Origin of the sequence: Micrococcus sp., from assembly GCF_030523875.1 — a bacterium.
Lineage (GTDB): Bacteria > Actinomycetota > Actinomycetes > Actinomycetales > Micrococcaceae > Micrococcus.
On record NZ_JAUNHR010000001.1, the window covers coordinates 20,524 to 44,497 of the forward strand.

General features: G+C 75.7%; 23 protein-coding genes and 1 tRNA gene. 18 read left to right on the forward strand and 6 right to left on the reverse strand.

What is annotated here, in order from left to right; all coding sequences use genetic code 11:
• Window positions 1-83 precede the first annotated feature (83 nt).
• Both malQ and Q4D18_RS00105 read right to left on the reverse strand, forming a co-directional pair.
• Window positions 84-3,551: a 4-alpha-glucanotransferase gene (malQ, locus tag Q4D18_RS00100; RefSeq protein WP_303124613.1), complete on the reverse strand. Its 3,468-nt coding sequence runs from the start codon at window positions 3,549-3,551 to the stop codon at window positions 84-86.
• Between the two features lie 188 nt (window positions 3,552-3,739).
• Window positions 3,740-3,824, reverse strand: a tRNA-Leu gene (locus Q4D18_RS00105).
• A 120-nt stretch (window positions 3,825-3,944) separates the two neighbouring features.
• Here Q4D18_RS00105 and Q4D18_RS00110 point away from each other — a divergent pair.
• The gene (locus Q4D18_RS00110; RefSeq protein ID WP_303124614.1) at window positions 3,945-5,267 is read left to right on the forward strand and encodes a M20/M25/M40 family metallo-hydrolase; all 1,323 of its coding nucleotides are present in this window, start codon (window positions 3,945-3,947) and stop codon (window positions 5,265-5,267) included.
• Window positions 5,268-5,311: 44 nt separating this feature from the next.
• On the opposite strand, the gene Q4D18_RS00115 is transcribed toward Q4D18_RS00110, so the two are convergent.
• Window positions 5,312-5,551: a DUF5703 family protein gene (locus tag Q4D18_RS00115; protein ID WP_303124616.1), complete on the reverse strand. Its 240-nt coding sequence runs from the start codon at window positions 5,549-5,551 to the stop codon at window positions 5,312-5,314.
• A gap of 88 nt (window positions 5,552-5,639) precedes the next feature.
• On the opposite strand from Q4D18_RS00115, the gene Q4D18_RS00120 reads away from it, so the two are divergent.
• The 3 genes from Q4D18_RS00120 (at window position 5,640) to mshC (ending at window position 8,103) form a co-directional block, all read left to right on the forward strand.
• Window positions 5,640-5,870 (forward strand): hypothetical protein, encoded by a 231-nt coding sequence (locus tag Q4D18_RS00120; RefSeq protein ID WP_303124618.1) that lies wholly within the window; start codon window positions 5,640-5,642, stop codon window positions 5,868-5,870.
• 90 nt (window positions 5,871-5,960) lie between these two features.
• Entirely contained in the window at window positions 5,961-6,794 is an 834-nt protein-coding gene (locus tag Q4D18_RS00125) for an undecaprenyl-diphosphate phosphatase (RefSeq protein ID WP_303124620.1), read from the forward strand.
• A 43-nt stretch (window positions 6,795-6,837) separates the two neighbouring features.
• Window positions 6,838-8,103 carry a cysteine--1-D-myo-inosityl 2-amino-2-deoxy-alpha-D-glucopyranoside ligase gene (gene mshC, locus Q4D18_RS00130; protein ID WP_303124622.1) on the forward strand — a complete coding sequence of 422 codons (1,266 nt, stop codon included), beginning with the start codon at window positions 6,838-6,840 and terminating at the stop codon, window positions 8,101-8,103.
• A 10-nt stretch (window positions 8,104-8,113) separates the two neighbouring features.
• Here the strand turns inward: mshC and Q4D18_RS00135 are convergent, their stop codons facing one another.
• The gene (locus tag Q4D18_RS00135) at window positions 8,114-9,097 is read right to left on the reverse strand and encodes a PAC2 family protein (protein ID WP_303124623.1); all 984 of its coding nucleotides are present in this window, start codon (window positions 9,095-9,097) and stop codon (window positions 8,114-8,116) included.
• A gap of 80 nt (window positions 9,098-9,177) precedes the next feature.
• On the opposite strand from Q4D18_RS00135, the gene Q4D18_RS00140 reads away from it, so the two are divergent.
• From Q4D18_RS00140 to Q4D18_RS00165, 7 genes are all read left to right on the forward strand, one after another.
• Window positions 9,178-9,873, forward strand: a complete 696-nt coding sequence (locus Q4D18_RS00140) for an HAD family phosphatase (RefSeq protein WP_303124625.1) — start codon at window positions 9,178-9,180, stop codon at window positions 9,871-9,873.
• The gene (locus tag Q4D18_RS00145; RefSeq protein ID WP_303124627.1) at window positions 9,870-11,045 is read left to right on the forward strand and encodes a site-2 protease family protein; all 1,176 of its coding nucleotides are present in this window, start codon (window positions 9,870-9,872) and stop codon (window positions 11,043-11,045) included. Before Q4D18_RS00140 ends, Q4D18_RS00145 begins: the two co-directional genes overlap by 4 nt.
• Complete coding sequence (locus Q4D18_RS00150) at window positions 11,042-12,205, forward strand: tRNA (adenine-N1)-methyltransferase (RefSeq protein WP_303124629.1); 1,164 nt, start codon at window positions 11,042-11,044, stop codon at window positions 12,203-12,205. The genes Q4D18_RS00145 and Q4D18_RS00150 overlap by 4 nt, the downstream gene beginning before the upstream one ends.
• Window positions 12,198-13,961, forward strand: coding sequence for a proteasome ATPase (gene arc / locus Q4D18_RS00155; RefSeq protein WP_303124630.1), 1,764 nt, complete (start codon window positions 12,198-12,200; stop codon window positions 13,959-13,961). Before Q4D18_RS00150 ends, arc begins: the two co-directional genes overlap by 8 nt.
• Window positions 13,958-15,697, forward strand: a complete 1,740-nt coding sequence (gene dop, locus Q4D18_RS00160) for a depupylase/deamidase Dop (RefSeq protein ID WP_303124631.1) — start codon at window positions 13,958-13,960, stop codon at window positions 15,695-15,697. Before arc ends, dop begins: the two co-directional genes overlap by 4 nt.
• A 119-nt stretch (window positions 15,698-15,816) precedes the next feature.
• Window positions 15,817-15,948: a hypothetical protein gene (locus tag Q4D18_RS11895; protein WP_368389620.1), complete on the forward strand. Its 132-nt coding sequence runs from the start codon at window positions 15,817-15,819 to the stop codon at window positions 15,946-15,948.
• 20 nt (window positions 15,949-15,968) lie between these two features.
• The gene (locus tag Q4D18_RS00165) at window positions 15,969-16,277 is read left to right on the forward strand and encodes a hypothetical protein (protein WP_368389621.1); all 309 of its coding nucleotides are present in this window, start codon (window positions 15,969-15,971) and stop codon (window positions 16,275-16,277) included.
• A 15-nt stretch (window positions 16,278-16,292) separates the two neighbouring features.
• Here the strand turns inward: Q4D18_RS00165 and Q4D18_RS00170 are convergent, their stop codons facing one another.
• Window positions 16,293-16,886 (reverse strand): cyclodeaminase/cyclohydrolase family protein, encoded by a 594-nt coding sequence (locus Q4D18_RS00170; protein ID WP_303124633.1) that lies wholly within the window; start codon window positions 16,884-16,886, stop codon window positions 16,293-16,295.
• A gap of 55 nt (window positions 16,887-16,941) precedes the next feature.
• On the reverse strand, window positions 16,942-17,424 hold the full coding sequence (locus tag Q4D18_RS00175) for a pyrimidine dimer DNA glycosylase/endonuclease V (RefSeq protein WP_303124634.1): 483 nt from the start codon (window positions 17,422-17,424) through the stop codon (window positions 16,942-16,944).
• A gap of 113 nt (window positions 17,425-17,537) precedes the next feature.
• On the opposite strand from Q4D18_RS00175, the gene Q4D18_RS00180 reads away from it, so the two are divergent.
• Genes Q4D18_RS00180 through tatC form a run of 7 tightly spaced genes read left to right on the forward strand, consistent with a single transcriptional unit; the run spans window position 17,538 to window position 23,971 of the window.
• Complete coding sequence (locus Q4D18_RS00180; protein ID WP_303124635.1) at window positions 17,538-17,726, forward strand: ubiquitin-like protein Pup; 189 nt, start codon at window positions 17,538-17,540, stop codon at window positions 17,724-17,726.
• Between the two features lie 20 nt (window positions 17,727-17,746).
• Window positions 17,747-19,111 carry a Pup--protein ligase gene (gene pafA, locus Q4D18_RS00185; RefSeq protein ID WP_303124708.1) on the forward strand — a complete coding sequence of 455 codons (1,365 nt, stop codon included), beginning with the start codon at window positions 17,747-17,749 and terminating at the stop codon, window positions 19,109-19,111.
• A 35-nt stretch (window positions 19,112-19,146) separates the two neighbouring features.
• Window positions 19,147-20,244: an FKBP-type peptidyl-prolyl cis-trans isomerase gene (locus tag Q4D18_RS00190; protein ID WP_303124636.1), complete on the forward strand. Its 1,098-nt coding sequence runs from the start codon at window positions 19,147-19,149 to the stop codon at window positions 20,242-20,244.
• A 31-nt stretch (window positions 20,245-20,275) separates the two neighbouring features.
• Window positions 20,276-20,671 carry an FKBP-type peptidyl-prolyl cis-trans isomerase gene (locus Q4D18_RS00195; protein ID WP_135027441.1) on the forward strand — a complete coding sequence of 132 codons (396 nt, stop codon included), beginning with the start codon at window positions 20,276-20,278 and terminating at the stop codon, window positions 20,669-20,671.
• A gap of 13 nt (window positions 20,672-20,684) precedes the next feature.
• The gene (locus Q4D18_RS00200; protein ID WP_303124638.1) at window positions 20,685-22,787 is read left to right on the forward strand and encodes a YafY family protein; all 2,103 of its coding nucleotides are present in this window, start codon (window positions 20,685-20,687) and stop codon (window positions 22,785-22,787) included.
• A gap of 30 nt (window positions 22,788-22,817) precedes the next feature.
• The gene (gene tatA / locus Q4D18_RS00205; RefSeq protein WP_303124640.1) at window positions 22,818-23,081 is read left to right on the forward strand and encodes a Sec-independent protein translocase subunit TatA; all 264 of its coding nucleotides are present in this window, start codon (window positions 22,818-22,820) and stop codon (window positions 23,079-23,081) included.
• Window positions 23,082-23,110: 29 nt separating this feature from the next.
• Window positions 23,111-23,971, forward strand: a complete 861-nt coding sequence (gene tatC / locus Q4D18_RS00210) for a twin-arginine translocase subunit TatC (protein WP_303124642.1) — start codon at window positions 23,111-23,113, stop codon at window positions 23,969-23,971.
• The last annotated feature ends 3 nt before the right edge of the window (window positions 23,972-23,974 follow it).

Below are 23,974 nucleotides of genomic sequence, written 5' to 3' on the forward strand. Positions count from 1 at the left end.
CGGGCCCGCGCCCGGCGGCCCCGGCACGTCCCAGCCCCCGCCCGACGGCGGGGGCTCGGTCGTGAGAGGACGTCCTCGGGGCGTCAGGGCCGGGGCAGCTCCCGCAGTGCCTCCAGCAGCCCCTCGGCCCAGCCGTCCCAGGCGTGGCCCCGGGCGTGCCGGACCGCCGCCGGGGACATCGCCGCCCAGGCCGCCCGGTCATCCCGGATCCCGGCGAGGGCGTCCGCCCACGCCTCGGCGGTGTTGGGCCGTACGAGCAGCCCCGTGACGCCGTGCTGGACGGCGTGCACGAGCCCGCCCACCCGGTGCGCCAGCACCGGGGTGCCGCAGGCCTGCGCCTCCACGGCCACCAGTCCGTAGGTCTCCGAGGCGCTCGGCATGGCGACGGCGTCGGCGCCCCGCATCTGCTCCGCGAGCCGCTCCGGCGGCACCGGGGCGGACACGCTCACCAGGTCGGCCACGCCCCGCTCGGCGGCGAGGGCGAGGATGTCCGGCGCGTCGGGCCCGGAGGCCTCCCCGTTGACGTGCACCCGCACACCCGGGTCCCTTCCTTCGGCGCGTTCCCGCAGCTCGGCGAGGGCCGCCACGAGCAGGTGCGGGCCCTTGTGGGTCTGCACGCGTCCGGCGAAGAGCACCCGCAGCGGCGCGTCGTCGCCGTGGCCGGCGTCGTCCTCCGGGCCGGGCCAGGCGGCGGGTCCCTCGGGGGTGAAGACGTCGAGGTCCACCCCGGGCGGCAGCACCCGCAGCCGGCGGCGGTCCACCTCGAACAGGTCGTTCAGCTCGCGGGCCTCGGCGGGGGAGTTGACCACGAGCAGGTCCGCGGCGTGGACCAGCTCGGCCTCGGCCTCGAGGCGCTCGGGCGGCTCGGTGTGGCTCTCGTCCTCGACCACCTTCACGGCGCCCGTGGTGTGCATGGTCTGCAGCAGCGGGGCGGCGAGGTCCTCGGCGAGCGCCGCGGCGGTGGCGGCCGAGAGCCAGTAGTGGCCGTGGACGAAGGCCACGCGGCGCGCCCGTTCCCGGGCTCCGGCGTCAGCGCCCAGCAGGGGGCCGCCGGGGACGGCGTCCGAGGCCAGCCAGGTGCGGGCCGCGGCGGTGAAGGCGGCGCGGTGCACCGCGAGCTCCTCCTTGGCGACGGGTCCGTCCGGGCCGACGGGCAGCTCCACCACGGTCACGCCGGGGGCGTCGCCCTCGGCGGGCAGCTCGGTGACGCGGGCCGCGGCGCCGCCCAGCGGCTCCTCCGCGCGGGTCAGCAGCAGCATGCGCAGCCCCCGGCGGGCCAGGGCGCGGGCCGACTGGCGGACGTACACGTTCATGCCGCCCGCGTCCCCGCGCCCGGGCTGGGCGAGGGGGGAGGTGTGCAGGGAGACGGCCACGCCGACCGGCTCCGCCCCGCACAGCTCGGCGTCCACGGCGTCGTAGAGCCGGGCCACCGAGGGGGTGCGCGGCAGGTCCTCGACCGTGAGCGTGCGCCCGTCCGGATCGCCCAGGGGCACGGTCCAGTTGGGGTACTGCTCCTGCAGGGTGCCGGGCTGGTTCTGGATGCGCCGCTCGCCCACGGCGTCCACGAGGGCCACGCAGTGCAGGGCGGAGGGGGCCTGTGCCAGCAGGCGGTGCAGGCCCACCACCCGGTCCTCGCGGGTCTCGGCGCCGTCCGGGCCGGTGGCCTCGAGCACCCCCCGCTCGCGCGCGGCGGTGAGGAACGCCTCCACCTCCGCGGCGGAGCGCTCCCGCTCCCGGGCAACGTCCACGGTGTACAGGCCCAGTCGCTCGCGCAGGTCCAGGTGCACGCCCTCGAGGTAGCCGGCGGTGGGCGGCAGGTCGTGGGTGTTGACGGCGGCCAGGCACAGGCGCCGGTAGCGCTCCGGCGCAGTGGGCACGCCGTCCTCCTGCTCGAACCACAGGATGGAGGTGCCCAGGATCCCGGCCTCGGCCAGGCGGCGCTGCACCCACGGCTCGAAGGTGCCCAGGTCCTCGCCGATCACCACGACGCCGGCCCGCTGGGCCTCCAGCGTCAGGACGGCCAGCAGCACCTCGTGGTCGTACTCGACGTACGCGCCCTCGGGCGCGCCCATGCCGTCCGGGATCCACCACAGGCGGAACAGCCCGAGGACGTGGTCCATGCGCAGCCCGCCGGCGTGGGCGATCACGGTGCGCACCATGTCCCGGAACGCGGCGTAGCCGGTCTCGGCCAGGCACACGGGGTGCCAGGGGTGCTGGGACCAGTCCTGGCCCAGCTGGTTGAACACCTCGGGGGGTGCGCCCACGGACATGCCGGGCACGAGCACGTCCCCGAGCATCCAGGCGTCGGCGGAGCCGCGCGTCGCCCCGACGGCGAGGTCGAGCATCACGCCCAGGCGCATGCCCGCGGCGCGAGCCCGGTCCTGGGCGGAGGCGAGCTGGCCGTCGGCGACCCACTGCACCCAGCGGTGGAAGTCGACGTCGTCGGCCCGTTCGGCGCGCACACGCTCGGCCTCCGCACCGCCCGGGACCCAGTCGGGGTCCTGCGGGCGTGGCGCGGGGGAGGAGGGGTCAGCGGCCTGGGCGTCGAGCCGCAGGACGGACCACAGGGCGAAGTCGTCCAGGCCCGGGCCCTGCCGACGGCGGAACTCCGCGTAGTCGGCCTCCCGCTCGGGGGTGCGGGGCGCCTGCCAGACCCGGCGCAGCGCCGGCCACAGGGCGGCCGCGGCCGCGGAGCGGTCCACGCGGCCGCCCTCGAGCAGGGCGGCCTGGGCCCGGGCGCCGGCGGCGCGCAGCTCCGCCTGCTCGTCCGCAGGCAGGGCCGCGAACTCGGGGATATCGGTCACCCGGATCAGGAGGGCGGAGAGGAACCGCCGGGACACGGGGGAGTAGGGGGAGTCCGTGGGGTGCGGGCCCGGCTCGATCGCGTGCAGGGGGTGCAGCAGGACGAAGTCCGCCCCGTGGCCGGCGGCGTGCTCGGCCACCGCGGCGGCGTCGGCAACGTCGCCCACGCCCCACGAGTCGGCCGAGGTCACCGAGTAGCCCTGGGCGGCGACGCCCCAGCCCCGGCGGGCCAGGAACGGGGCCGTGGTGGTGAGCCGGTCCGGGGCGCAGATCAGCGTGGCGGTGTGGGTGGAGCCGGTGCCGCTGACCACCTCCAGCCGGTGCCAGCCCAGGGGCAGGTCGGCCGGGATCTCGAGGTCGTGGCGCACGCGCTCCTGGCCGTCCACGAGGCGGGGCTGGCCGACGGGGGCGGTCGCGACGAGCTCCCGCTCCTGCCCCTCCTCGGTGCGGACCACGGCCGTGAGCCCGGCGTCGGGCGCCAGGTGCACCGGCACGGTCTTGCGGTGCCCGCGGCGCACGGCCACGGTGGGCGGCAGCACGCGGCGCCAGGGGGCGTCCTGGGCGTCCTCGAGGGCGGTGGTCAGGCCGACGACCCCGTGTGGGTCCACCTCGACGCCCAGGGCGGCGAGCACACGGACGAGGGTCTCGTCCCCGACGGACTGCTCCGAGCCGTCCTGCCCCGTGTACCGGGTCTGCACGCCGTGCGCGCGGGCCAGCCTGTGCAGGAGCGTGCGTGCGTTCTCAGCCATGTCCGTGAAGTCCTCCGTCGCCGTCGCCGGGTGTGCGCGGCCCGGGCCCGGCGGCGCACACGTGTCTCCACTCTAGGCGGAGCCGCAGGCCGGGGCGGTGGGGATGCACCGCCGTCGTCCGGCGACACGGGGGGCAGACGACGACGGCCCCGGTCCGCAGGGACCGGGGCCGTCGTGCTGATGAGCAGTGCGCGAGGGGGGACTTGAACCCCCACGTCCTTTTGGGACACAGCGACCTCAACGCTGCGCGTCTACCAATTCCGCCACTCGCGCTCACCCGTGGATCCCCGCCGGAGCGGTGATCCGAGCGCCTCCGTCCGACCCTGATCTCTCAGCGTCCTCGGGAAGGCAACTCGAGAACAGTAGCACGCCCCCGGCGGTAGGCTCAAATCCATGGTCGACCACGCCCCTGAGACCCCGTCCACCCCCGACGCCGACGTCGTGCAGATCTGCCGCGACCTGATCCGGATCGACACGACCAACCGCGGCGGCAACGTGTCCGTCGGCGAGCCCGAGGCCGCCGAGCTCTGCGCGGAGCTGATGCGCCGGGCGGGCATGGAGCCACGCCTGTTCGAGTCCTCGCCCGGCCGCGTCTCCGTCGTCGGGCACCTGTCCGGCTGGGACCCCGAGGCGCCGGGCCTGGTGGTGCACGGGCACACGGACGTCGTCCCGGCCGAGGCGGAGGAGTGGTCGGTGGATCCCTTCGGCGCCGAGCTGAAGGACGGGATGGTCTGGGGCCGCGGCGCCGTGGACATGAAGGGCATGGACGCCATGGTGCTGTCCGTCCTTCTGCACCTGGCACGCACGGGACGGCGCCCCCGGCGACCGCTCACCGTCGCCTTCTTCGGGGACGAGGAGGCCGGCGGTGTGTACGGGGCGCGCTGGATCGTGGACCACCACCCCGAGGTCTTCGAGGGGTGCACGGAGGCGATCAGCGAGGTGGGCGGCTTCTCCACGGAGGTGGCCGGCACCCGCGCGTACCTCGTGCAGACCGCCGAGAAGGGCCTGGTCTGGCTGAACCTGCGGGCCGAGGGCGCCCCCGGTCACGGCTCCGCGCCGCACCCGGACAACGCCGTCACCCGCCTGGCCGGGGCCCTGGACCGCATCGGTCGGCACGAGTGGCCGCTGACGTACACCAAGACCACCCGCCAGCTGCTCGAGTCGGTGGCCGAGATCACCGGCGTCCCCTTCGACGAGGCCGACCCGACGCCGCAGCTCGAGGCCCTCGGCCACGCCCGCACCTGGGTGGCCGGCACCCTGCGCACCTCCTCCAACCCCACCGGCATGAGCGCGGGGTACAAGCACAACGTCATCCCGTCCTCGGCCACCGGCACCGTGGACGTGCGCCTCATCCCCGGCGAGGAGGAGCAGACCCTGCAGCGGCTCGCAGAGCTCGCGGGGGAGGGCGTGGCCTTCACGCCCGAGCACCAGGACATCGGTCTCGAGGTGCCCTTCTCCGGCGACCTCGTGGAGCTCATGGTGGACGCGCTGCAGGCCGAGGACCCGGGCGCCGAGGTGCTGCCCTTCATGCTCGGCGGCGGCACGGACAACAAGTCCCTGGCCCGGCTCGGCATCACCGGATACGGCTTCAGCCCCCTGCGCCTGCCCCCGGACCTGGCGTTCACGTCCCTCTTCCATGGCATCGACGAGCGCGTCCCCGTGGACGCCCTGCGCTTCGGCTGCCGTGTCCTCGAGCGGATGCTCGAGCCGCGCTGAGGGCGGAGGCCGACGACGGCGGTGCGCGCCGTCGTCGTCCGGGCTCAGCCGGCGTCCAGGGTGGACGCCACCCGCATGACGCGCCGTCGCATCCAGTGCCGGCGGGCGCCACCGCGGTAGTGCACGGAGCGCTGGAGCTCCCAGCCGCCGTACTCGGCGTGGTCCACGAGGCGGCGGCGGGCGTCGCCGAGCGACTCGTGGGGCGCCACGGTGAGGACGAGGTACTCCCACTTCTGGCCGCGGGTGATGGAGTCCAGGGTCGAGGACATGAGCTGCTCACGCATGGCAACCATGCTGGCAGACGACCGACCCGGCCGCCGCACCGGCACGGCCGCCCTGGTCGGAGCGGGGTGGGCGGGATACGGTGCACCCATGAGCTCTGACGCCCGCACCGCCCTCGAGGCCCTCACCTCCGCCCTCAACGAGCACCTCGTGGCCGCCCAGAACCGCCGCGGCGAGGACGATCCGGCCGTCGAGGCCGCGTTCTTCGCCGTCGCCGACGCGTTCGAGGCCTACGAGGACGCCCTCTACGCCGAGACCGAGGAGGTCACCCCGCTGGACCTCTTCGACGACGAGGACGAGGACCTCTCCGACCAGGACTGACCGTCGCGCTCCACCGGCTGACAGGCGCCGTCCGAGCCCTGGGTCACGGCCCCGGGGAACGTCCGGGACCATGACGTACAGTGACCCCTCGTGACGTGGATCGAAGCAATCATCCTGGGCCTGGTGCAGGGCCTGACCGAGTTCCTGCCCGTCTCCTCCTCGGCGCATCTGCGCATCGTGGGCGAGTTCCTCCCGTCGGCGGCCGACCCCGGGGCGGCGTTCACGGCCATCACCCAGCTGGGCACCGAGCTGGCGGTCCTGATCTACTTCTGGAAGGACATCACCCGGATCGCCGGGCGGTGGTTCCAGGCCCTCGCCGGCCGTGTGCCGCACTCCGATCCGGACGTGCGCATGGGCTGGCTGATCATCATCGGCTCGGTCCCGATCGGCGTGCTCGGCCTCCTGCTCGAGGACTGGATCGACACCGAGTTCCGCTCGCTGTGGATCACCGCCACCATGCTGATCGTCTTCGGCGTCCTCCTCGCCCTGGCCGACCGGCTCGGCCGGCAGACCAAGCCCCTGACCCGGCTGACCGTGAAGGACGGCCTGGTCTTCGGCTTGGCCCAGGCCCTCGCCCTGATCCCGGGCGTCTCCCGCTCCGGCGGCACGATCACCGCCGGCCTGGCCATGGGCTACACCCGTGAGGCCGCCGCGCGCTACGCGTTCCTGCTGGCCGTGCCCGCCGTGTTCGCCTCGGGGCTGTACAAGCTCGCCCAGGTCCTCACGGAGCCGGGACAGCAGGGCCCGTACGGCATGGGGGAGACCGCCCTGGCCACCGTGATCGCGTTCGGGGTGGGCTTCGCGGTCATCGCCTGGCTCATGAAGTTCATCACCACCAACTCGTACATGCCGTTCGTCTGGTACCGGATCGCCCTCGGCCTGGGCCTCTACGCCCTGCTCGCCGCGGGTCTCATCTCCGCCTGACCCCGGCCCGTCCCACCCCTCCGCCGCCCACCACAGGAGCACCGTGAAGTCCTGGTCCACCCCCGCGCCCGCCCCCCTGCCCGTGCAGCCGGACCGGCTGCGGGTGTTCGACACGGCCACGCAGTCCCTCCGACACCCCGGCAACGACGCCGAGCGCTCCTCCCTGTACGTCTGCGGCATCACCCCGTACGACGCCACCCACCTGGGCCACGCCACCACGTACGTCTCCTTCGACCTCCTCCAGCGCTACTGGCGGGCCGCCGGGCTGGAGGTGGCGTACACGCAGAACGTCACGGACGTGGACGACCCGCTGCTCGAGCGCGCGGAGGCCACCGGCGTGGACTGGCGCGAGCTCGCCGCGGACCAGACCGAGCTGTTCCGCACGGACATGGCCGCGCTGAACGTCCTGGCACCGGACCACTACGTCGGCGCCACGGAGGCGATCGACCTGGTGGTGGACGCCGTGGAGGCGATGCTGGCCGACGGTCTGGCGTACCGCGTCCCCGGCCGGGAGGGCGAGCCCGACGGTGACCTCTACTTCGACGTGCGGGCAGCGGAGGCCCGGGGCGGCTGGCGTCTGGGGGAGATCGGCGCGCTGAGCGCCGACGAGATGGCGGAGGTCTTCCCCGAGCGCGGCGGCGACCCGGACCGCCCGGGCAAGCGCGACCCCCTCGACCCGCTGCTGTGGCGCGTGCGCCGCGAGGGCGAGCCGTCCTGGGACGGCCGGACCCTCGGCGAGGGCCGGCCCGGCTGGCACATCGAGTGCTCCGTGATCGCCCGCGAGCACCTGCCCGCGCCGTTCACCGTGCAGGGCGGTGGCTCCGACCTGCGCTTCCCGCACCACGAGTTCTCCGCCGCGCACGCCACGGCCGTGGACGGCCGCCCGCTGGCCCGCACCTACCTGCACTCCGGGATGGTGGCCCTGGACGGGCAGAAGATGTCCAAGTCGCTCGGGAACCTCGAGCTCGTGTCCCGCCTGCGTGCCCGCGGCGTCGAGCCGGTGGCCATCCGCGCCGCCCTCCTGGACCGCCACTACCGGTCCGACTGGGAGTGGTCCGAGGACCTGCTCGCCGGCGCCCAGGAGCGCCTGGCCCGCTGGCGTGCCGCCCTGGAGGGGCCCCACGCAGGCGCCGGACGCGCCGTCCTGGCCGCCGCGCACACGGCGCTCTCCGAGGACCTCGACGCCCCCGCCGCGCTGCGCGTGCTCGATGCCTGGGCCGCAGGCGAGCTGCCCGGCCTCGACGACGGGGCCGAGCCCCTCGACGTCGCCGTGGTGGCCGACGCGCTCCTGGGCCTGCGGCTGCGCTGACCCGCGGGGGTCAGCGCCCGCCGCGGCCGCGCAGGTACCGCTCGAACTCCCGGGCGATCTCCTCGCCGGACGCCTCGGGCAGCCCCTCCGCGTCCTGGCTGCGCTCCAGCCGTCTCACGTACGCGGCCACCTCGGGGTCCTCCCGGGCGAGCTCGTCCACACCCCGCTGCCAGGCCCGGGCGTCGTCGGCCAGCTCGTGGGTCATCACGGGCACGTGCAGCAGGTCCTCCACCGCCTCCACGAGGCCCAGCAGGGTCTTCGGGGAGGGCGCCTGGGCCACGTAGTGGGGGACCGCCCCCCACAGGGAGATGGAGGCGAACCCGCGGCGGGCCGACTCGTCCGCCACGACCCCCACGATCCCGGTGGGCCCCTCGTACTCCGGCCGGCCGGCGTCGACGGCCACGCGCACGTCCACGAGCGGCGAGGTGGGCCGCGCCCGCAGCGGACGGGTGTGCGGCACGTCCGCCAGCAGCGCGCCCAGGGTGATCACCGCGTCCACGTCCTCGCCCGCGGCCAGGGTGAGCAGCTCGTCCACGAACGGCCGCCAGCGCACGTTCGGCTCGACGCCCGAGGCCAGCAGCACCCGCAGCCCGTCGGCGGGGGCGTGCTCGTCCACGAGGGGCCGGCCGCGGGCGTCGAGGTGCACCTCGTGCAGGTCCAGCGCCGGCCACTGGAGGACGCCGAGCCCGTCCGGGTCCCGCCGGACCACGGGGCGGGTCACCTGGTAGTCGTAGTAGTCGCCGTCGCACACCCGGCCGGCCTCCGCGGCGTCCCACTGGGCGCGCAGGGCGGCCAGGGCCCCCGTGGCGGCCTCGCCGGCGTCGTTCCAGCCCTCGAAGGCCACCAGCAGGACCGTGGGAGGGCGCCGACCCGCCTCGAGGTCGGGCACCGTGGCCGTCAGGTGGGCGCGCAGGGCGCCGAGGCGGTCCTCGACGGCGTCGGCCGGGAGGCCCTCGGCGGGCTCCCGCGGGTCCGGGGCGGGTGCATCGGTCATGCCCGCCACCCTAGGCGGGCCCGCGTCGCGGGGTCAGCCCCGAGGCCGCGCCCCGTCGTACGCTCGATAGGATGACGGGCATGTCCGCCCCCTCCGAGCACCCCGCCCTGCCCGCCGCCGTGCTGTGGGACATGGACGGGACCCTCGTGGACACCGAGCCGCTCTGGAACGCCGTCCAGCGCCGGCTGGTGGAGGAGCACGGCGGCCGCTGGTCGGAGGAGCTGGCCGCCTCGCTCGTCGGCCGTCCCCTCGACGAGGGCGCCCGTCGGCTGCAGGAGGCCGGGCTGGACCTGCCGGTCGAGGAGGTCATCGCGCTCACGATGGGCGAGGTGGCCCGCGGCGTCGCCGACGCCCCTCCGTGGCGTCCCGGCGCCCACGAGCTGCTGACGGCCCAGGCCGAGGCCGGCGTGCCCGGGGCCCTCGTGACCATGTCCCATGCCCCCCTGGCGCGCGTGCTCGCGGAGCAGGCCCCGGCGGGGGCGCTGCGCGTGGTCGTCACGGGGGACGAGGTGACCGCCGGCAAGCCCGATCCCGAGGCCTATCGGCTGGCCCTCACACGCCTGGGGCAGCACGTCCCCGGCCTCGCCGTCGAGGACTGCGTGGCCGTGGAGGACTCGCCGGTGGGCGTCGCCGCCGCCATGGCGGCCGGCCTGCCCACCGTCGGGGTGCCGAGCGTGCTGCCGCTCGACGACGGCGCGGCCACGGTCCGGTGGGACACCCTGGCCGGACGCACCCTCGACGACCTCGCCGCGGTCCGCCCGGGCGGGCGCCGATGAGCGCCTCCCGCGGCGTGCGCCTGGGCCGGGTGGCCGGCGCTCCCGTCGTGCTGACCCCCGCGTGGGTCCTCGTGGCGACGTTCGTGGTGCTGGCCTTCGGCCCCCAGGTGGCCCGCGCCCTGCCGCAGATCGGCGCGGGGGCATGGCTCGTGGCGGGCGCGTACGCCGTGCTGCTCGCCCTGTCCGTGCTGGTGCACGAGATCGCCCATGCCGTGGTGGGGCGCGCCTTCGGGCAGCGGCCCCACGAGATCGTCCTGACCCTGTGGGGCGGGCACACGCAGTTCCGCGGCCCCCACGCCGGCCCCGGGGGCTCCGTGGCCACGGCCCTGGCCGGGCCCGCCGCCAACCTGGTCCTCGCCGCCCTGGCCTGGGGCGCGGGGGAGGCCCTCGGGGCCCGCGGGGTGGCCGGGCTGCTGCTGGACGTGACGGTGTGGGCGAACCTGCTGCTCGCCGCGTTCAACGCGCTGCCCGGCGCGCCCCTGGACGGCGGACGCATGGTGGAGTCGGCCGTGTGGGCCGCCACCGGCTCCCGCGATCGCGGCGTGGCGGCCGCCGGCTGGGCCGGGCGGGCGGTGGCCGTCGGGCTCGTCGCGCTCGTCCTCGGGGGCCCGCTGCTGCGCGGGGAGCGTCCCGGCCTCGTGATGACCGTGCTGCTCGTCTGGGTGGCCCTGACCCTGTGGCGAGGGGCCTCCGAGGCCGTCGAGCGCGGCCGCTGGGGCCGCCGCCTGGAGCGGGTCCGCCTCGATGCGCTGCGCCTGCCCGCCGTCCCCGTCCCGCTGACGGCCACCGTGGCCCAGGCCCTCGCCGTCGGGGACGCGACCACCGCCCGGGTGGCCGTGGACGAGGCCGGCCGGCCCCGCGGCGTCGTCGACCTCACCGCCGTGCAGGCCCTCGCCCCGGAGGTCGCCGCCGCCACGCCCGTGTCCGCCGTGTGCCGCGCCGTCGCCCCCGAGGCCGTCCTCGACGCCGACGCCCTGCCCGCCGCCGGCGGCGACCTCGTGACGGCCCTCGCCGCTCTGGACCGCCGCGACGGCCTCTCCGCCCTCACCGAGACCCCCGTGTGGGTGCTCACCGACGCGCACGGCGCCGTGCGCGGCGTGCTGCCCCGCGAGACCATCCTCACCGCGCTCACCGACGCGCGGCCCGCCGACCCCCAGGAGCACCGAGCATGAGCGACGCCCCCGCGTCCCCGACCCCCCACCACCCCGCCGACGCAGCCCCGCAGAACGTCCCCGCGGGCGTCACCGCGCAGGACACTCCGGCGGGCGTCACGGCCCGACGCGGCCCGCTGCGCGCCGGCCAGCGCGTGCAGATCAAGGACGCGAAGGGCCGGCTGAACACCATCACGCTCCTGCCGGGCGGCGAGTTCCACAGCTATCAGGGCGTGCTCCGGCACGACGACCTGATCGGCGGCCCCGAGGGCGTGGTGGTGCAGAACTCCTCCGGGCACGACTACCAGGTGCTGCGCCCCCTGCTCAACGACTTCGTGCTGTCCATGCCGCGCGGCGCCACGGTGGTCTACCCCAAGGACGCCGGGCAGATCGTGCAGCAGGCGGACGTCTTCCCGGGCGCGGTCGTCGTCGAGGCGGGCGTGGGCTCGGGCGCGCTGTCCATGTCCCTGCTGCGCGCCGTGGGGGACCACGGTCAGCTGCACTCCTACGAGCGCCGCGAGGAGTTCGCCGAGGTGGCCCGCGGCAACGTGGAGTCCTTCTTCGGCGGCGAGCACCCGGCGTGGTCCATCCACCTCGGCGACGCCCAGGAGAGGATGCTGGAGGTCCACGAGCCCCACTCCGTGGACCGCGTGGTCCTGGACATGCTCGCCCCCTGGGAGTGCCTCGACGCCGTGGCCACCGTCCTCGCCCCCGGCGGCGTGTGGCTGAACTACGTGGCCACCGCCACCCAGCTCTCCCGCGTGGCCGAGGCCATCCGGGACTCCGGGAAGTTCACCCAGGTGGAGGCCAACGAGACCCTCGTGCGCGGCTGGCACCTGGACGGCCTGGCCGTGCGCCCGGACCACCGCATGGTGGCCCACACCGGCTTCCTGCTCACCGCGCGCCGCCTGGCCACCGGCGAGGAGGCGCTGCGGCTCAAGCGCCGGTCCAAGGTGTCCGAGTTCAAGGACGTGGACGTCGAGGCGTGGCGCCCGGCCGACGAGGCCCGGTGGACCCCCCAGGCGCTCGGCGAGCGCCCCGTGACGGACAAGAAGGCCCGCAAGGCCGCCAAGGAGGCCCGGCTCATGGCGCGCCGCGCGCGCGAGGCCGAGGCCGACGTCGACGCCCGGGGTCAGCGCCGCCCCGCCGCCGGCGCGGCAGGAGAGGAGCAGCATGACTGAGCACCCCATCGGCAGCGCCGGACAGGACGGGGCGGCCCTGCGTCGTCGCCTCGAGGAGGCCCGCGAGCTGCTGCGCCAGGAGCAGTCGCGCGCCGAGCGCCTGCAGCACCAGCTGGACGCGGCCCAGCGCCACGGGGCCCAGCTCTCGGAGCGGCGCCGCGAGGCGAGGGCCCAGCTGGACGTCGCCGCGCGCAACAACCGCCGCATGGTGGACCTGCTCGAGGCGACCCGCGGGGAGATCACCACCCTCAAGGAGGCCCTCGACGCCACCACCAAGCCGCCCTTCACCTTCGCCCGCCTGGAGTCCGTCCTGCCGCCGCGTGAGCCGGTCGAGGGCGTGGAGACGGGCGCCGTCGTGCGCGGCGGCGCGGACGTCGTCCAGAACGGCCGGCGTCTGCGGGTCAGCGTGTCGCCGCTGCTCGAGCCCGAGCGCCTGACGCCGGGCGCGGAGGTGCTGCTGGACGAGTCGAGCACCGTCGTCGGCGTCGCGGACGCCAGCCCCGCCGGCCAGCTGCTGCGCGTGAAGGAGGTGCTGGACTCGGGGGACCTCGTCCTGGCCGGCACCGCCGACGAGGAGCGCCTGGTCCGCCGGGCCCCGGCCCTGGAGGGCGTGCCGCTGCGCCACGGGGACGCCGTCACGGTGGACCCGCGGATCGAGTGGGCGCTGCGGCACGTGGAGCTCTCCGAGGTGGACGACGTCCTGCTCGAGGAGGTCCCGGACGTCACGTTCGAGGACATCGGCGGCCTCGGCCCGCAGATCGAGCGCATCCGCGAGGCGGTGGAGATCCCGTTCCTGCACCCCGAGGTGTACCGCGAGCACGGGCTGCGCGCGCCGAAGGGCATCATGCTCTACGGCCCGCCCGGAACGGGCAAGACCATGCTCGCCAAGGCCGTGGCCAACGCGCTGTCCGCGCGCTCCGCGGACGGCTCCCGCTCCTTCTTCCTGAACATCAAGGGCCCCGAGCTGCTGAACAAGTACGTGGGCGAGACCGAGCGGCAGATCCGGATCATCTTCGACCGGGCCCGCGAGCGCGCCGCCGCCGGGTTCCCCGTGGTGGTGTTCTTCGACGAGATGGAGTCCCTGTTCCGCACGCGCGGCTCGGGGGTGTCCTCGGACGTGGAGACCACGATCGTCCCGCAGCTGCTCGCCGAGATCGACGGCGTGGAGTCCCTGGACAACGTGATCGTGATCGGCGCGTCCAACCGCGAGGACATGATCGACCCGGCCGTGCTGCGCCCGGGCCGCCTGGACGTGAAGATCCGCGTGGACCGCCCGGACGCCCGCGGCGCGGTGGACATCATGGCCCGCCACCTCACCGACGACGTCCCGCTGCACGCGGACGAGGTGGCCGCCGCCGGCGACGCCGAGCAGGCCCGCGAGGACCTGATCGCCGCCGCCGTGACGGCCCTGTACGAGCGCTCGCCCCGCACCGCGCTGGCCGAGCTCACGGACGTCACGGGCGCGGCGCACACGCTGCACCTGGCGGACCTGGTCTCGGGCGCCGTCGTGGCGGACGTGGTGGACCGCGCCAAGCGCTCCGCGGTGCGCGACCTGCTGGCCGCGGACATGGCCGACGACGCCCGCGGGCTGCGGCAGAACCACCTGCTGGACGCCGTGGACGCGGTGCTGGCGGACCAGGCGGACCTGCTGTCCACGGTGGCGCCGGGGGAGTGGGCCCGCACCTCGGGCTGGCGTGGCCCGCGCCTGGCCGGGCTGCGCATGCTGCCCGGCGGCACGGCGGGGGCGGGCGCATGAGCGCGCCAGGTCGCCTGCCCGGCGGGATCGGCGCCGGGGAGGCGGGGCGGACGGGCACGACGCCGGCCGGCACCCCCGCCTTCGACGGCCAGCGCCGGCTGTTCCCGGCGGACGCGGCCGGTCCGCCGCTCGGCCGGGACGCCGCGGGCTGGGGCGTGCACCGCGTGATGGGCACGGAGACCGAGTTCGGGATCCACGCCCCGGCCAACCCGGGCGCCCACCACAGCGTGCTGTCCGTGGAGCTGGTCAACGCCTACGCGGACCTGGTGACCCACGGCGGGGGCGCGGTGGCGGGCACGGAATGGGACTACACGGGCGAGTCGCCGCTGGTGGACGCCCGCGGCTGGCGCATGCCCCGCTCGGCGGCCCACCCCTCCCAGCTGACGGACCAGGCGCTCGTGGGCCCGGACGGGGAGCCGGTGCACCTGCTGCTGTCCACCGTGCTGCCCAACGGGGCGCGCTGGTACGTGGACCACGCCCATCCGGAGTACTCCTCCCCGGAGACCGCCTCCCCGCGCGAGGCCATGGTGTGGGACGCGGCGGGGGACCGGATCGCCCAGGCCGCCGCCGAGCACATCGGCGCCGCCGAGGGCGCGCCCGAGGTGCTGGTGTACAAGAACAACACGGACGGCAAGGGCCGCTCCTACGGCACCCACGAGAACTACCTGGTGGCCCGCGCCCTGGACTTCGAGGAGCTGACCGCCGTCCTTCTGCCGTTCTTCGCCGCCCGTCAGGTGCTGGTGGGCGCGGGCCGCGTGGGCCTGGGGCCCGAGGGGGAGCGCCCCGGGTTCCAGCTGTCCCAGCGCGCGGACTACTTCGAGGAGCAGGTGGGCCTGGAGACCACGATCCGCCGGCCGATCGTGAACACGCGGGACGAGCCGCACGCCAGCGCCCACGCGTACCGGCGGCTGCACGTGATCATCGGGGACGCCACGCTCAGCCAGCACGCCACGTGGCTGCGGATGGGCATGACCGCCCTCGTCCTGGCCCTGGCCGAGGCCGGCACGGCCCCGCGGCTGCGCCTGGACGACCCCGTGGCCGCGCTCCAGGCCATCAGCCACGACCCCACGCTGCGGGCGCGCGTGCCCGTGTGGGAGACCGACGACGCCGGCACGCGCCGCGTCGAGATGTCCGGGCTCCAGATCCTGGGCGCCTACCACCGGGCCGCGGCGGAGCACTGCGCGTGGTTCGGCGTGACCGACCCGGAGACGGCCGAGGTGCTCGAGGCCTGGGGACGGGACCTGGCGGACGCCGCCGAGGACCCGCTCTCCCTGGCGGACCGGGCCGACTGGGCCGCGAAGCTGCGCGTGCTCGAGGGGATGCGCGCCCGCGCCGGGCTCGGCTGGGACGACCCGCGCCTGGCCATGGTCGACCTGCAGTACGCGGACCTGCGGCCGGCGAAGTCGCTGCACGCCCGCCTCGTGGCCGCCGGCGCCCTGCGCGTGCTGGCCTCGGAGGACGAGGTGGCGGCCGCCGTCGACGCCCCGCCCGCGACCACCCGGGCGTGGACGCGCGGGAACCTCGTGCGCCGCCACGGCGGGCTCGTGGCCGGCGCGGCGTGGGAGTCCGTGCTCCTGCGCGCCGGCGGCGAGGACGGCCGGATCCACCGGCTGCACCTCGGCGAGCCCCTCGAGGGCGCGGCCGCCGATCTGCCCGGGTGGTGGGCCGGGGACGGTGAGGACCCCTCGGCGGATCAGCTGGCCGCTGTGCTGGTGCCGCTGCTGCGCCGGGACTGACCCGGCGGCCGGCGGGGGTCGTCAGGCCGGGCGTCCCCCGCCGCCCGGCGGGCGTTGACCCATGTGGGGCGGGGGAGGACGGCGGGGCGTGACACCCCCGCTCCGAGAGGCACCCCGCCGTGTTCATCCCGCACGTCGCCGACGGCGTCCACCTGCTCACCCACGCCCATGTGAACGTCTACCTGATCGAGGATGAGGACGGCCTCACCCTCGTGGACGCCGGCCGGACGAGGTCGCCGCGCTCCTGCTGACACACGGTCACTTCGACCATGTGGGCTTCGCACGCCGCGCCCAGCGCGAGTGGGACCTGCCCGTGCACGTCCACCGGGCGGACGGCCGGCTGGCCCGGCACCCCTACCGGTACCGGCCCGAGCGCAGCCGGCTGTCCTACCCCCTCACCCATCCGCGGTCCCTGCCGGTGCTGGGCGGCATGGCCGCCGCCGACACCGCCGAGGCCCTGGCCTCGCTGGATGCGATCGCGTCGACGGGGGCCCGGACGCTGCTGCCCGGGCACGGCGGCCCCTGGCACGGCGGAGCGGTCGAGACGGTCCGGCGCGCCCTGCAGGAGGGGGCCCACTGACCCCCTCGGCGCGCGTCAGCCGGAGATGCGCCCGCGCACGTCGCCGATGAGCGCGTCGGCGCGCTGCGTGAGCCGGTCGGCCCGCTCGATGCGGGCCGTGAGCTCGGCGCCCAGCTCGTCGTCCTTGAGCGGGGAGAGGTTGGTCAGCAGGGTGACGACGGCGGCCGTCAGCCCCGCCCGGGCGCAGCCCAGGGCCGTGGCGACGTCGGAGAGGGTGTTGGGGTTGCCGCCGTCGAGGGCCTCCTCGGCGAGGTCCAGGAGCCGGCCGGCGGCGTCGACGATCGCCTCGGGCGGGCGCACCGCCTCGGCGAGCGCGTCCTGGACGGCCGCGGACCGGGCCTCCCGCTGCCGATGGGTGTCCTTCGGCAGGCCGAACGCCTCGGCCACGGCCCCGAAGCCCTGCTCGTCCTCGTCGGCCACCGCCAGGCAGTCCCGGATGAGGTCGCCGCAGCGGGCGGCCAGCTCCTCGCGGTCGGCGTAGCGGGCGGCCATGGACACCAGGCCGGCGCCCTGCGCCACGGCCAGGGCGCCCGTGGCGCCGCCGCCGGGGGTGGGCTCCCCGGAGGCCAGGCGGGTCAGCAGGCCCTCGATGCTCTCGTCACGGATCATGCGCCCATCCAAGCACGCGCCGCACGCGTCCGCCCAGGTCGGGGCCCACCCGGGCTCAGACCCGCTCCCACGAGGCCACGGGCCCCTCCTCGAGCTCGAACAGGGGGTGCAGGTCCGGGACCGCCACGTGCTCCCAGCGGGCCAGCCACTCGGGGCTCCGGGCGGCGAGCTTGGCGCGCAGGTGGGCCCACTCATGGTCCCGCTGGCCGGTGGTCGCCGGGATGGGGGCCAGGCGCAAGGGCAGCACCAGCTCGCCGGGGGCGCCGTCGTCGCCGGCGGGCGGGGTCTCCAGGGGCCGGTCGATGCGCGAGGTGTCGAACCGGTACCCGCGCGCGGACGCCTCCAGGGCGATCCCGGTCAGGAACGCCCCGATCGCCGACGCCGGGTCCCCGTGGTCGCGGAAGCGCTCGAGCTGGGGGTGGTTCCGGTAGCCGCGCGTGCGGCGGGCCAGCGCGGCCTGGGCCAGCAGCGCCTCCCGCCACGCGCCGGTCAGGCCCTGGCGGTCCAGGTGCCTCGGGTGCAGGGTCCACAGTCGCATGCGCCCATCCTGGCACCCCGGCCGACGCCCGCCGACGCCGGTCGCCCGGCCCCGGCCCGCCGACGTAGTCTCGGAGCAGACGCACCGACCACCCCCTGATCAGGAGGAGCACCATGTCCCAGGAGCAGATCCGCCCCCGTCCCGCCGGCGGCGACGACGACGCCCCCGCCGCGGGCCAGGCCCAGGTCAAGGCGCAGACGCAGGACACCGGCCTGGACGGCCTGCTGGACGAGATCGACTCGGTGCTGGAGACCAACGCCGAGGAGTTCGTCAAGGGCTTCGTCCAGAAGGGCGGCCAGTGACCGCCGAGGCCCGCCGGGTGATGGGACTGGAGACGGAGTACGGGGTCCAGCACTGGAACCCCGACGCCCGGCCGCTGAGCGCCGAGGAGGTGGTGCGGTACCTGTTCCGCCCCGTCCTCGCGTGGGGCCGCTCGTCCAACGTCTTCGTGTCCAACGGCTCGCGGCTCTACCTCGACGTGGGCTCCCACCCGGAGTACGCCACGGCCGAGTGCTCCACGCTGGACGAGCTGATCGCCTCGGACGCCGCGGGCGACCGGATCCTGCAGGGCCTGATCGGTCAGGCGGAGGCCGCCATGGCCGCGGACGGGATCGGCGGCTCCCTGCACCTGTACCGCAACAACGCCGACTCCTCGGGGAGCTCCTACGGCTCGCACGAGAACTACCTGTTGCGCCGGCGCACCGAGTACCGGCGCCTCACCGAGGCGCTGGTCCCCTTCCTGGTCTCCCGGCAGATCATGGTGGGCGCCGGGCGCGTGGTGCCGGCGGGGACGTGGCCGGAGGGCACGGGGGAGGCGCACTTCGCCTTCTCCCAGCGCGCCGACTTCGTCCAGGAGGGCGTCTCCTCCTCCACCACGCGCTCCCGCCCCATCATCAACACGCGGGACGAGCCGCACGCGGACGCGTCCCTGTACCGCCGCCTGCACGTGATCGTGGGGGACACCAACCTCTCCGAGCCCACGCACCTGCTGCGCTTCGGCGCCACGGACCTCATGCTGCGCATGATCGAGGCGGGCTTCCCCCTCGGCGACCACCGCGTCACCCACCCCACGCTGGCCGTGCGGCAGGTCTCCCACGACCTCACGGGCACCGCCCGCATCGCCCTGCGCGAGGGCGAGGCCAGCGCCCTGGACCTGCAGGAGCACTACCTCGACTGTGCCCGCCGGTTCGTCGATGCCGAGGGCCCCCACCACGAGCGCGTGGGCGAGGTCCTGAACCTGTGGGGCACGGTGCTCGACGCCGTCCGCTCCCAGGACTTCGGCCCCATCGAGGACACGATCGACTGGGCGATCAAGCTGCGCCTGCTCGAGCGGTTCCGCGAGCGCGACGGCCTCGACTGGTCCTCGCCGCGGATCGCCCAGCTGGACCTGGCCTTCCACGATATCGCCCCCGGGCAGGGCCTCTACGCGATGCTGCGCGACCGCGGCGCCGTGCGCCGGGTCCTGCCGGAGGGGGCGGGCGAGGCCGCCGTCGACGCCGCCCCGTCCACCACGCGCGCGGCGGTGCGGGCCGACTTCATCGCCCGGGCCCGCGAGCGCGGGATGGACTACGCGGTGGACTGGACCACGCTGAAGCTGACCGACCACCCGCTGCACACGATCAGCCTCAAGGACCCGTTCGACACGGCGCTCGACGCCGTCGACGCCCTGTTCGCGCGGGTCGGCTGAGGCGACGTCCAGAGAGCGTCGGTAGGGTGTCCGCCATGACCTCGTTCCCCTCCTCCGCGACGGCCGTGCGCCGCCGTCGCCGTCCCGTGACCGCCTTGACCCTCGGCGTGGCCGGCCTCCTGCTGGCCACCGCGTGCAGCGCGGGGGAGTCCGGCGAGGACGCCTCCTCCTCGGAGGGCCAGGCCTCGTCGTCGTCCTCCGCGGCCGCGCCGGAGCAGTCCTCGACCTCGCCCGCGGCGGAGGGCGACGGCCAGGGCGACCCCGAGGCCCTGTCCGGGCTGTCCCTGTCCGTGGCCGAGGACGGCACGCCGAGCGTGGACGTGGACGGCGGGATCGAGACGGACCAGCTGACCACCCGCGTCCTGGATGCCGGCGAGGAGCAGAAGCTGGGGCACGGCTCGATCGTGAAGCTGCACTATCTGTCCGCGGACCCGGCCACGGGTGACGTCCAGGCCGAGACGTTCACGCAGGACCCGCAGACCGTGGTCCTCGACGACCAGCTGAAGCAGGCGAACCCGGAGATGTACGGGCTGCTGACCGGTGTGGGCGTGGGCGGGCGGATCGCCGCCTACGTGCCGCCGCAGGAGGTCCCGGCCCCGGCCGCCTCGTCCGCGTCGGAGGGCGCCTCGCCGTCGTCGACCACCGTCCCGGCCCAGCTGTTCGTCTACTCGATCGCTGGCCGGGTGCCCTTGGAGGCCCAGGGCGAGGAGGTCGCCGAGCGCGACGAGCGCCTGCCCGAGGTCACCGTCGAGGACGGCCGTCCCGTGATCGGCAAGCCCGAGGGCGAGGCCCCCGCCGAGCTCGTCGTCCAGCCCCTGATCCAGGGGGAGGGCCGCGAGGTGACGGCGGAGGACACCGTGACGGTGCACTACACGGGCGTGACGTGGTCCGAGGGCTCCACGTTCGACTCGTCGTGGGAGCGCGGCACGCCCACCTCCTTCCCCCTCTCGGGCGTCATCGAGGGCTGGTCCCAGGGCCTGCAGGGCCAGAAGGTCGGCTCCCGCGTGCTGATCTCCATCCCCGCCGAGCAGGCGTACGGCGCCGAGGGCTCCCCGCCGAAGATCGGCCCGGACGAGGACCTGCTCTTCGTCGTGGACATCCTGGACGCCCAGGCCCCCGCCCCCCAGAACTGACCCACCCACCCCGACCCCAGGAGGAGACACCATGTCCTTCGGACAGCGCGACTACGACCGCACCAAGCCCGAGATCGACTTCCCCGGCGACACCCCGCCCGAGGAGCTCGTCGTCGAGGACCTGATCGAGGGCTCCGGCCCCGCCGTGGAGCGCGGCTCCCGCGTCCAGGTCCACTACGTGGGCGTGGCCTGGTCCACCGGCGAGGAGTTCGACGCCTCGTGGAACCGCGGCACCCCGCTGCCGCTGACCGTCGGCGTGGGTCAGGTCATCGCCGGCTGGGACCAGGGCCTGCTCGGCATGAAGGTGGGCGGCCGGCGTCGCCTCGAGATCCCGCCGCACCTGGGCTACGGGGCGCAGGGCGCCGGCTCGGCCATCGGGCCGAACGAGACCCTGATCTTCGTGTGCGACCTCGTCTCGGTCGACTGACCCCGGACACGGCATGACCGTCGCCCGGCCCCGCTCCGCGGATGAGCCCGCCGAACGGATCATCTCCCTGCTGTGGCTGCTGCTCCACGAGCCGCGCGGCTACGCCCGGGAGCAGATCCGGCGGCTCGTCGTCGGGTACGAGGGGCTGGGCGACGGCGCGTTCGAGAAGCTCTTCCAGCGGGACCGCCGGGCGCTGCGCGCCGTGGGGGTCCCGCTGGCCGTCGTCGGGGGCGAGGACGCCGAGGACGACGACGGCCCCCGCTACCGCGTGGACCGGACCTCCCTGCTGCTGAGGGACCTCGACCTCACCGTCGACGAGCGCCGCGCGCTCGTCCGCGCCCGCCGGCTGTGGGGGGACTCCCCGCTGCGGGACGAGGTGGTCCGGGCCGTCGGCGTGCTGCTGCACCCCGGCGAGCTCTCCGGCCAGGACCAGCTCGAGGGCTACCACACCGTGATGCCCCGGGCGGACCCCCGCCTCGAGGCCCTCACCGAGGCGGCCGCCGAGCAGGCCCTCGTGCGCTTCGCCTACCGCGACGCCGCCGGCGCCCTGACCGAGCGCACCGTGCGGGCCTGGCTGCTGACCCTGGTTCGGGGCCGCTGGTACCTCACCGGCTGGGACGTGGACCGGGAGGCGGAGCGCTCGTTCCGGCTCTCCCGCCTCGAGTCCGACCCGGTGGTCCTCGAGCAGGCCCCCTCCGAGGCCGCCCGGCGCGCCCCGCGTCGTCCTGCCGACCACGACCACGCCGCCCTGCGCGCCCGCCTGGCCGGCCGGGCCGAGGCCGAGACGGTCCGCGTGTGGCTGTCCCCGGGCCGGGGCCAGGGCTTCCGGGTGGCCGGCCGGCGGGTGGACCCCCGCGCCGCCGACGGACCCGCCCCCGGCGAGGGCTGGGAGCTGTGGGAGTCCGCCACGGGCCCCACGGAGGACGGCGTGGTGGCCGAGGCCGCCACCGCCGCCGGACACGTGCTGTTCCCCGCCTCCGAGCCCGAGCCGGCCCGGCGCCTGGCCGCCGCCCTCACCGCGGCCGCGGACCTGCACGCCGCGCCCGCCGACCCCGGGTGCGCCGACGTGCGCCTGAGCGCCCCGGTCCGCCGCCGCGTGCGCACCTCGAGCGAGGACCTCGTGGGCCGGCTGCTGGACATCGTCGGCCTGGCCAACCGCGCCGAGGGCATCGACCGCGCCGAGCTGCAGGAGCGGCTCGGCGTCTCCGCGGCCGACCTGGACCGGGACCTCGAGGTGCTGCGCTACTGCGGCATGCCCGAGCGCGAGTTCCCCGGGTTCCAGTTCGATGTGGAGGAGGACGACGGGCGCGTGCGCGTCCACCAGGCGTCCGAGCTGGCCGCCCCCGTGCGGCTCACCCTGCCCGAGGCGCACACGCTGGTGGCCACCCTGCAGACGGTGGCCGAGATGACCGTCCTGACCGACGCCGAGCGCGACGCCGCCCGCTCGGCGCAGCGGCGCATCCGCGCCTCCCTCGTGGACGCCGGCCAGGACGTGCCCGCCGACCCCGTCCCCGCGCCCGGTGGGACGGAGGGGGCCGGGGCGGACGACGGGGGCGCCGTCGTCGCCCACTGGGACGTCGCGGTGGACCCGGAGACCGTGCGCACGCTCCTGGCGGCCATCGCCGAGCGCGCCGTGGTGCGCCTGCGCTACCACGGGGTGCGCACGGACGAGGTGACGGAGCGGGACGTGGAGCCGCTGGCCGTGGTGCAGGAGCGCACCCGGCTGTACCTGCAGGCCTGGTGCCGGCGCGCCGCGGGGCTGCGCGTGTTCCGCGTGGACCGGATCGGCGCGCTGGAGACGACGGGGGAGACGTACCGGCCCCGCGCGCGGCCCGGCCGGTGGCGCCTGCACCCGGAGGGCGAGGGGGTGTCCGCGCTCGTGCGCTGGGACCACCCCGTGCGCGACGCCGCCGAGGCCTACCGCCCGGCGGCCGCCGCCACGCTCGAGGACGGCGCCGCCCTGACCCGGCTGACGCTGCTGGACGAGGAGGCCGCCGTCGCCCTGGCCGCCCGTCACGGCGGACGCGTCGAGGTGCTCGAGCCCTCGGACCTCCGCGACGCCGTCGCCGCGCGCCTGGGCCGGGCCGCCCGTCTGGCCCGCGGCGCGGTAGCCTAGATCGCAGGACCCCCGTCGAAAGGACCCCCCATGTTCGCTGGACTCCAGGGATGGCAGCTCGTCATCATCATCGTGCTCGTGGTGCTGCTCTTCGCGGCCCCCAAGCTCCCCTCCATGGCCCGCAACCTGGGCCAGTCCATGCGCATCTTCTCCTCCGAGGTGAAGCAGATGCGCACCGAGGACAAGGAGCGCAAGGCCGGCGACGACGCCTCCGGCGCGGGCTCCCACCCCGCCGAGCCGGTCGAGCCCGTGGAGGGCCGCGTCGTCGACCGCGACGACCGCGACGTCCGCTGACGTCCGCTCACGTCCGGGAGGCCTAGCCCATGACCACCGTGGACGAGACCGCGCGCCGCCGCCGGCGGCGTGCGGAGCGGCGGCCCAAGAACCCCACCGGGGAGATGCCGCTGCGCGAGCACCTCGCGGAGCTGCGGAGCCGGCTGGTCAAGTCCGCCCTGGGCATCGTCCTCGGCGCCGTGCTGGGGTTCCTGCTCTACAAGCCGTTCATGCAGGAGCTCACGCGGCCCCTGCGTGACGCCCAGGAGCACGGCGTCAACGCCGCCCTGGCCTTCGACACGGTCAGCTCGCCGTTCGACATGATGCTCAAGGTGGCGCTGTTCATCGGACTCGTCGTGGCGAGCCCGATCTGGCTCTACCAGATCTGGGCGTTCGTCGTCCCCGGCCTCAAGAAGCAGGAGAAGAAGTACGCCGTCGGCTTCCTCGCCGCCGCGATCCCGCTGTTCCTGCTGGGCATCCTGCTCGGCTGGATGGTGCACCCGCAGGCCGTGCAGTTCTTCATCGGCTTCACCTTCGAGGGCTCGGCCGCGCTGCCCACCGCGCAGAAGTTCCTCACGTTCTCCCTCAACCTGTTCCTGGCGTTCGGGGCCTCCATGGTGCTCCCGGTGTTCCTCGTGGGCCTGAACATGATGGGCGTCCTCCCGGCCGCCACCCTCCTCAAGCACTGGCGCATCACGGTGTTCGTGATCGCGCTCATCGCCGCCCTGGCCGCGCCCGGCTCGGACGCGATCTCGATGTTCTACCTCGCCGCTCCGCTGTTCCTGCTCTTCGGCATCTCGATCGCCCTGTGCTGGATCAACGACCGCCGCCGCGCCCGCCGCGCGGTGAAGGGGGAGGCCGACCTCGAGGCGGAGATCGCCGCCGGCCCCCGGCCGCTGGACCAGATCTGACCC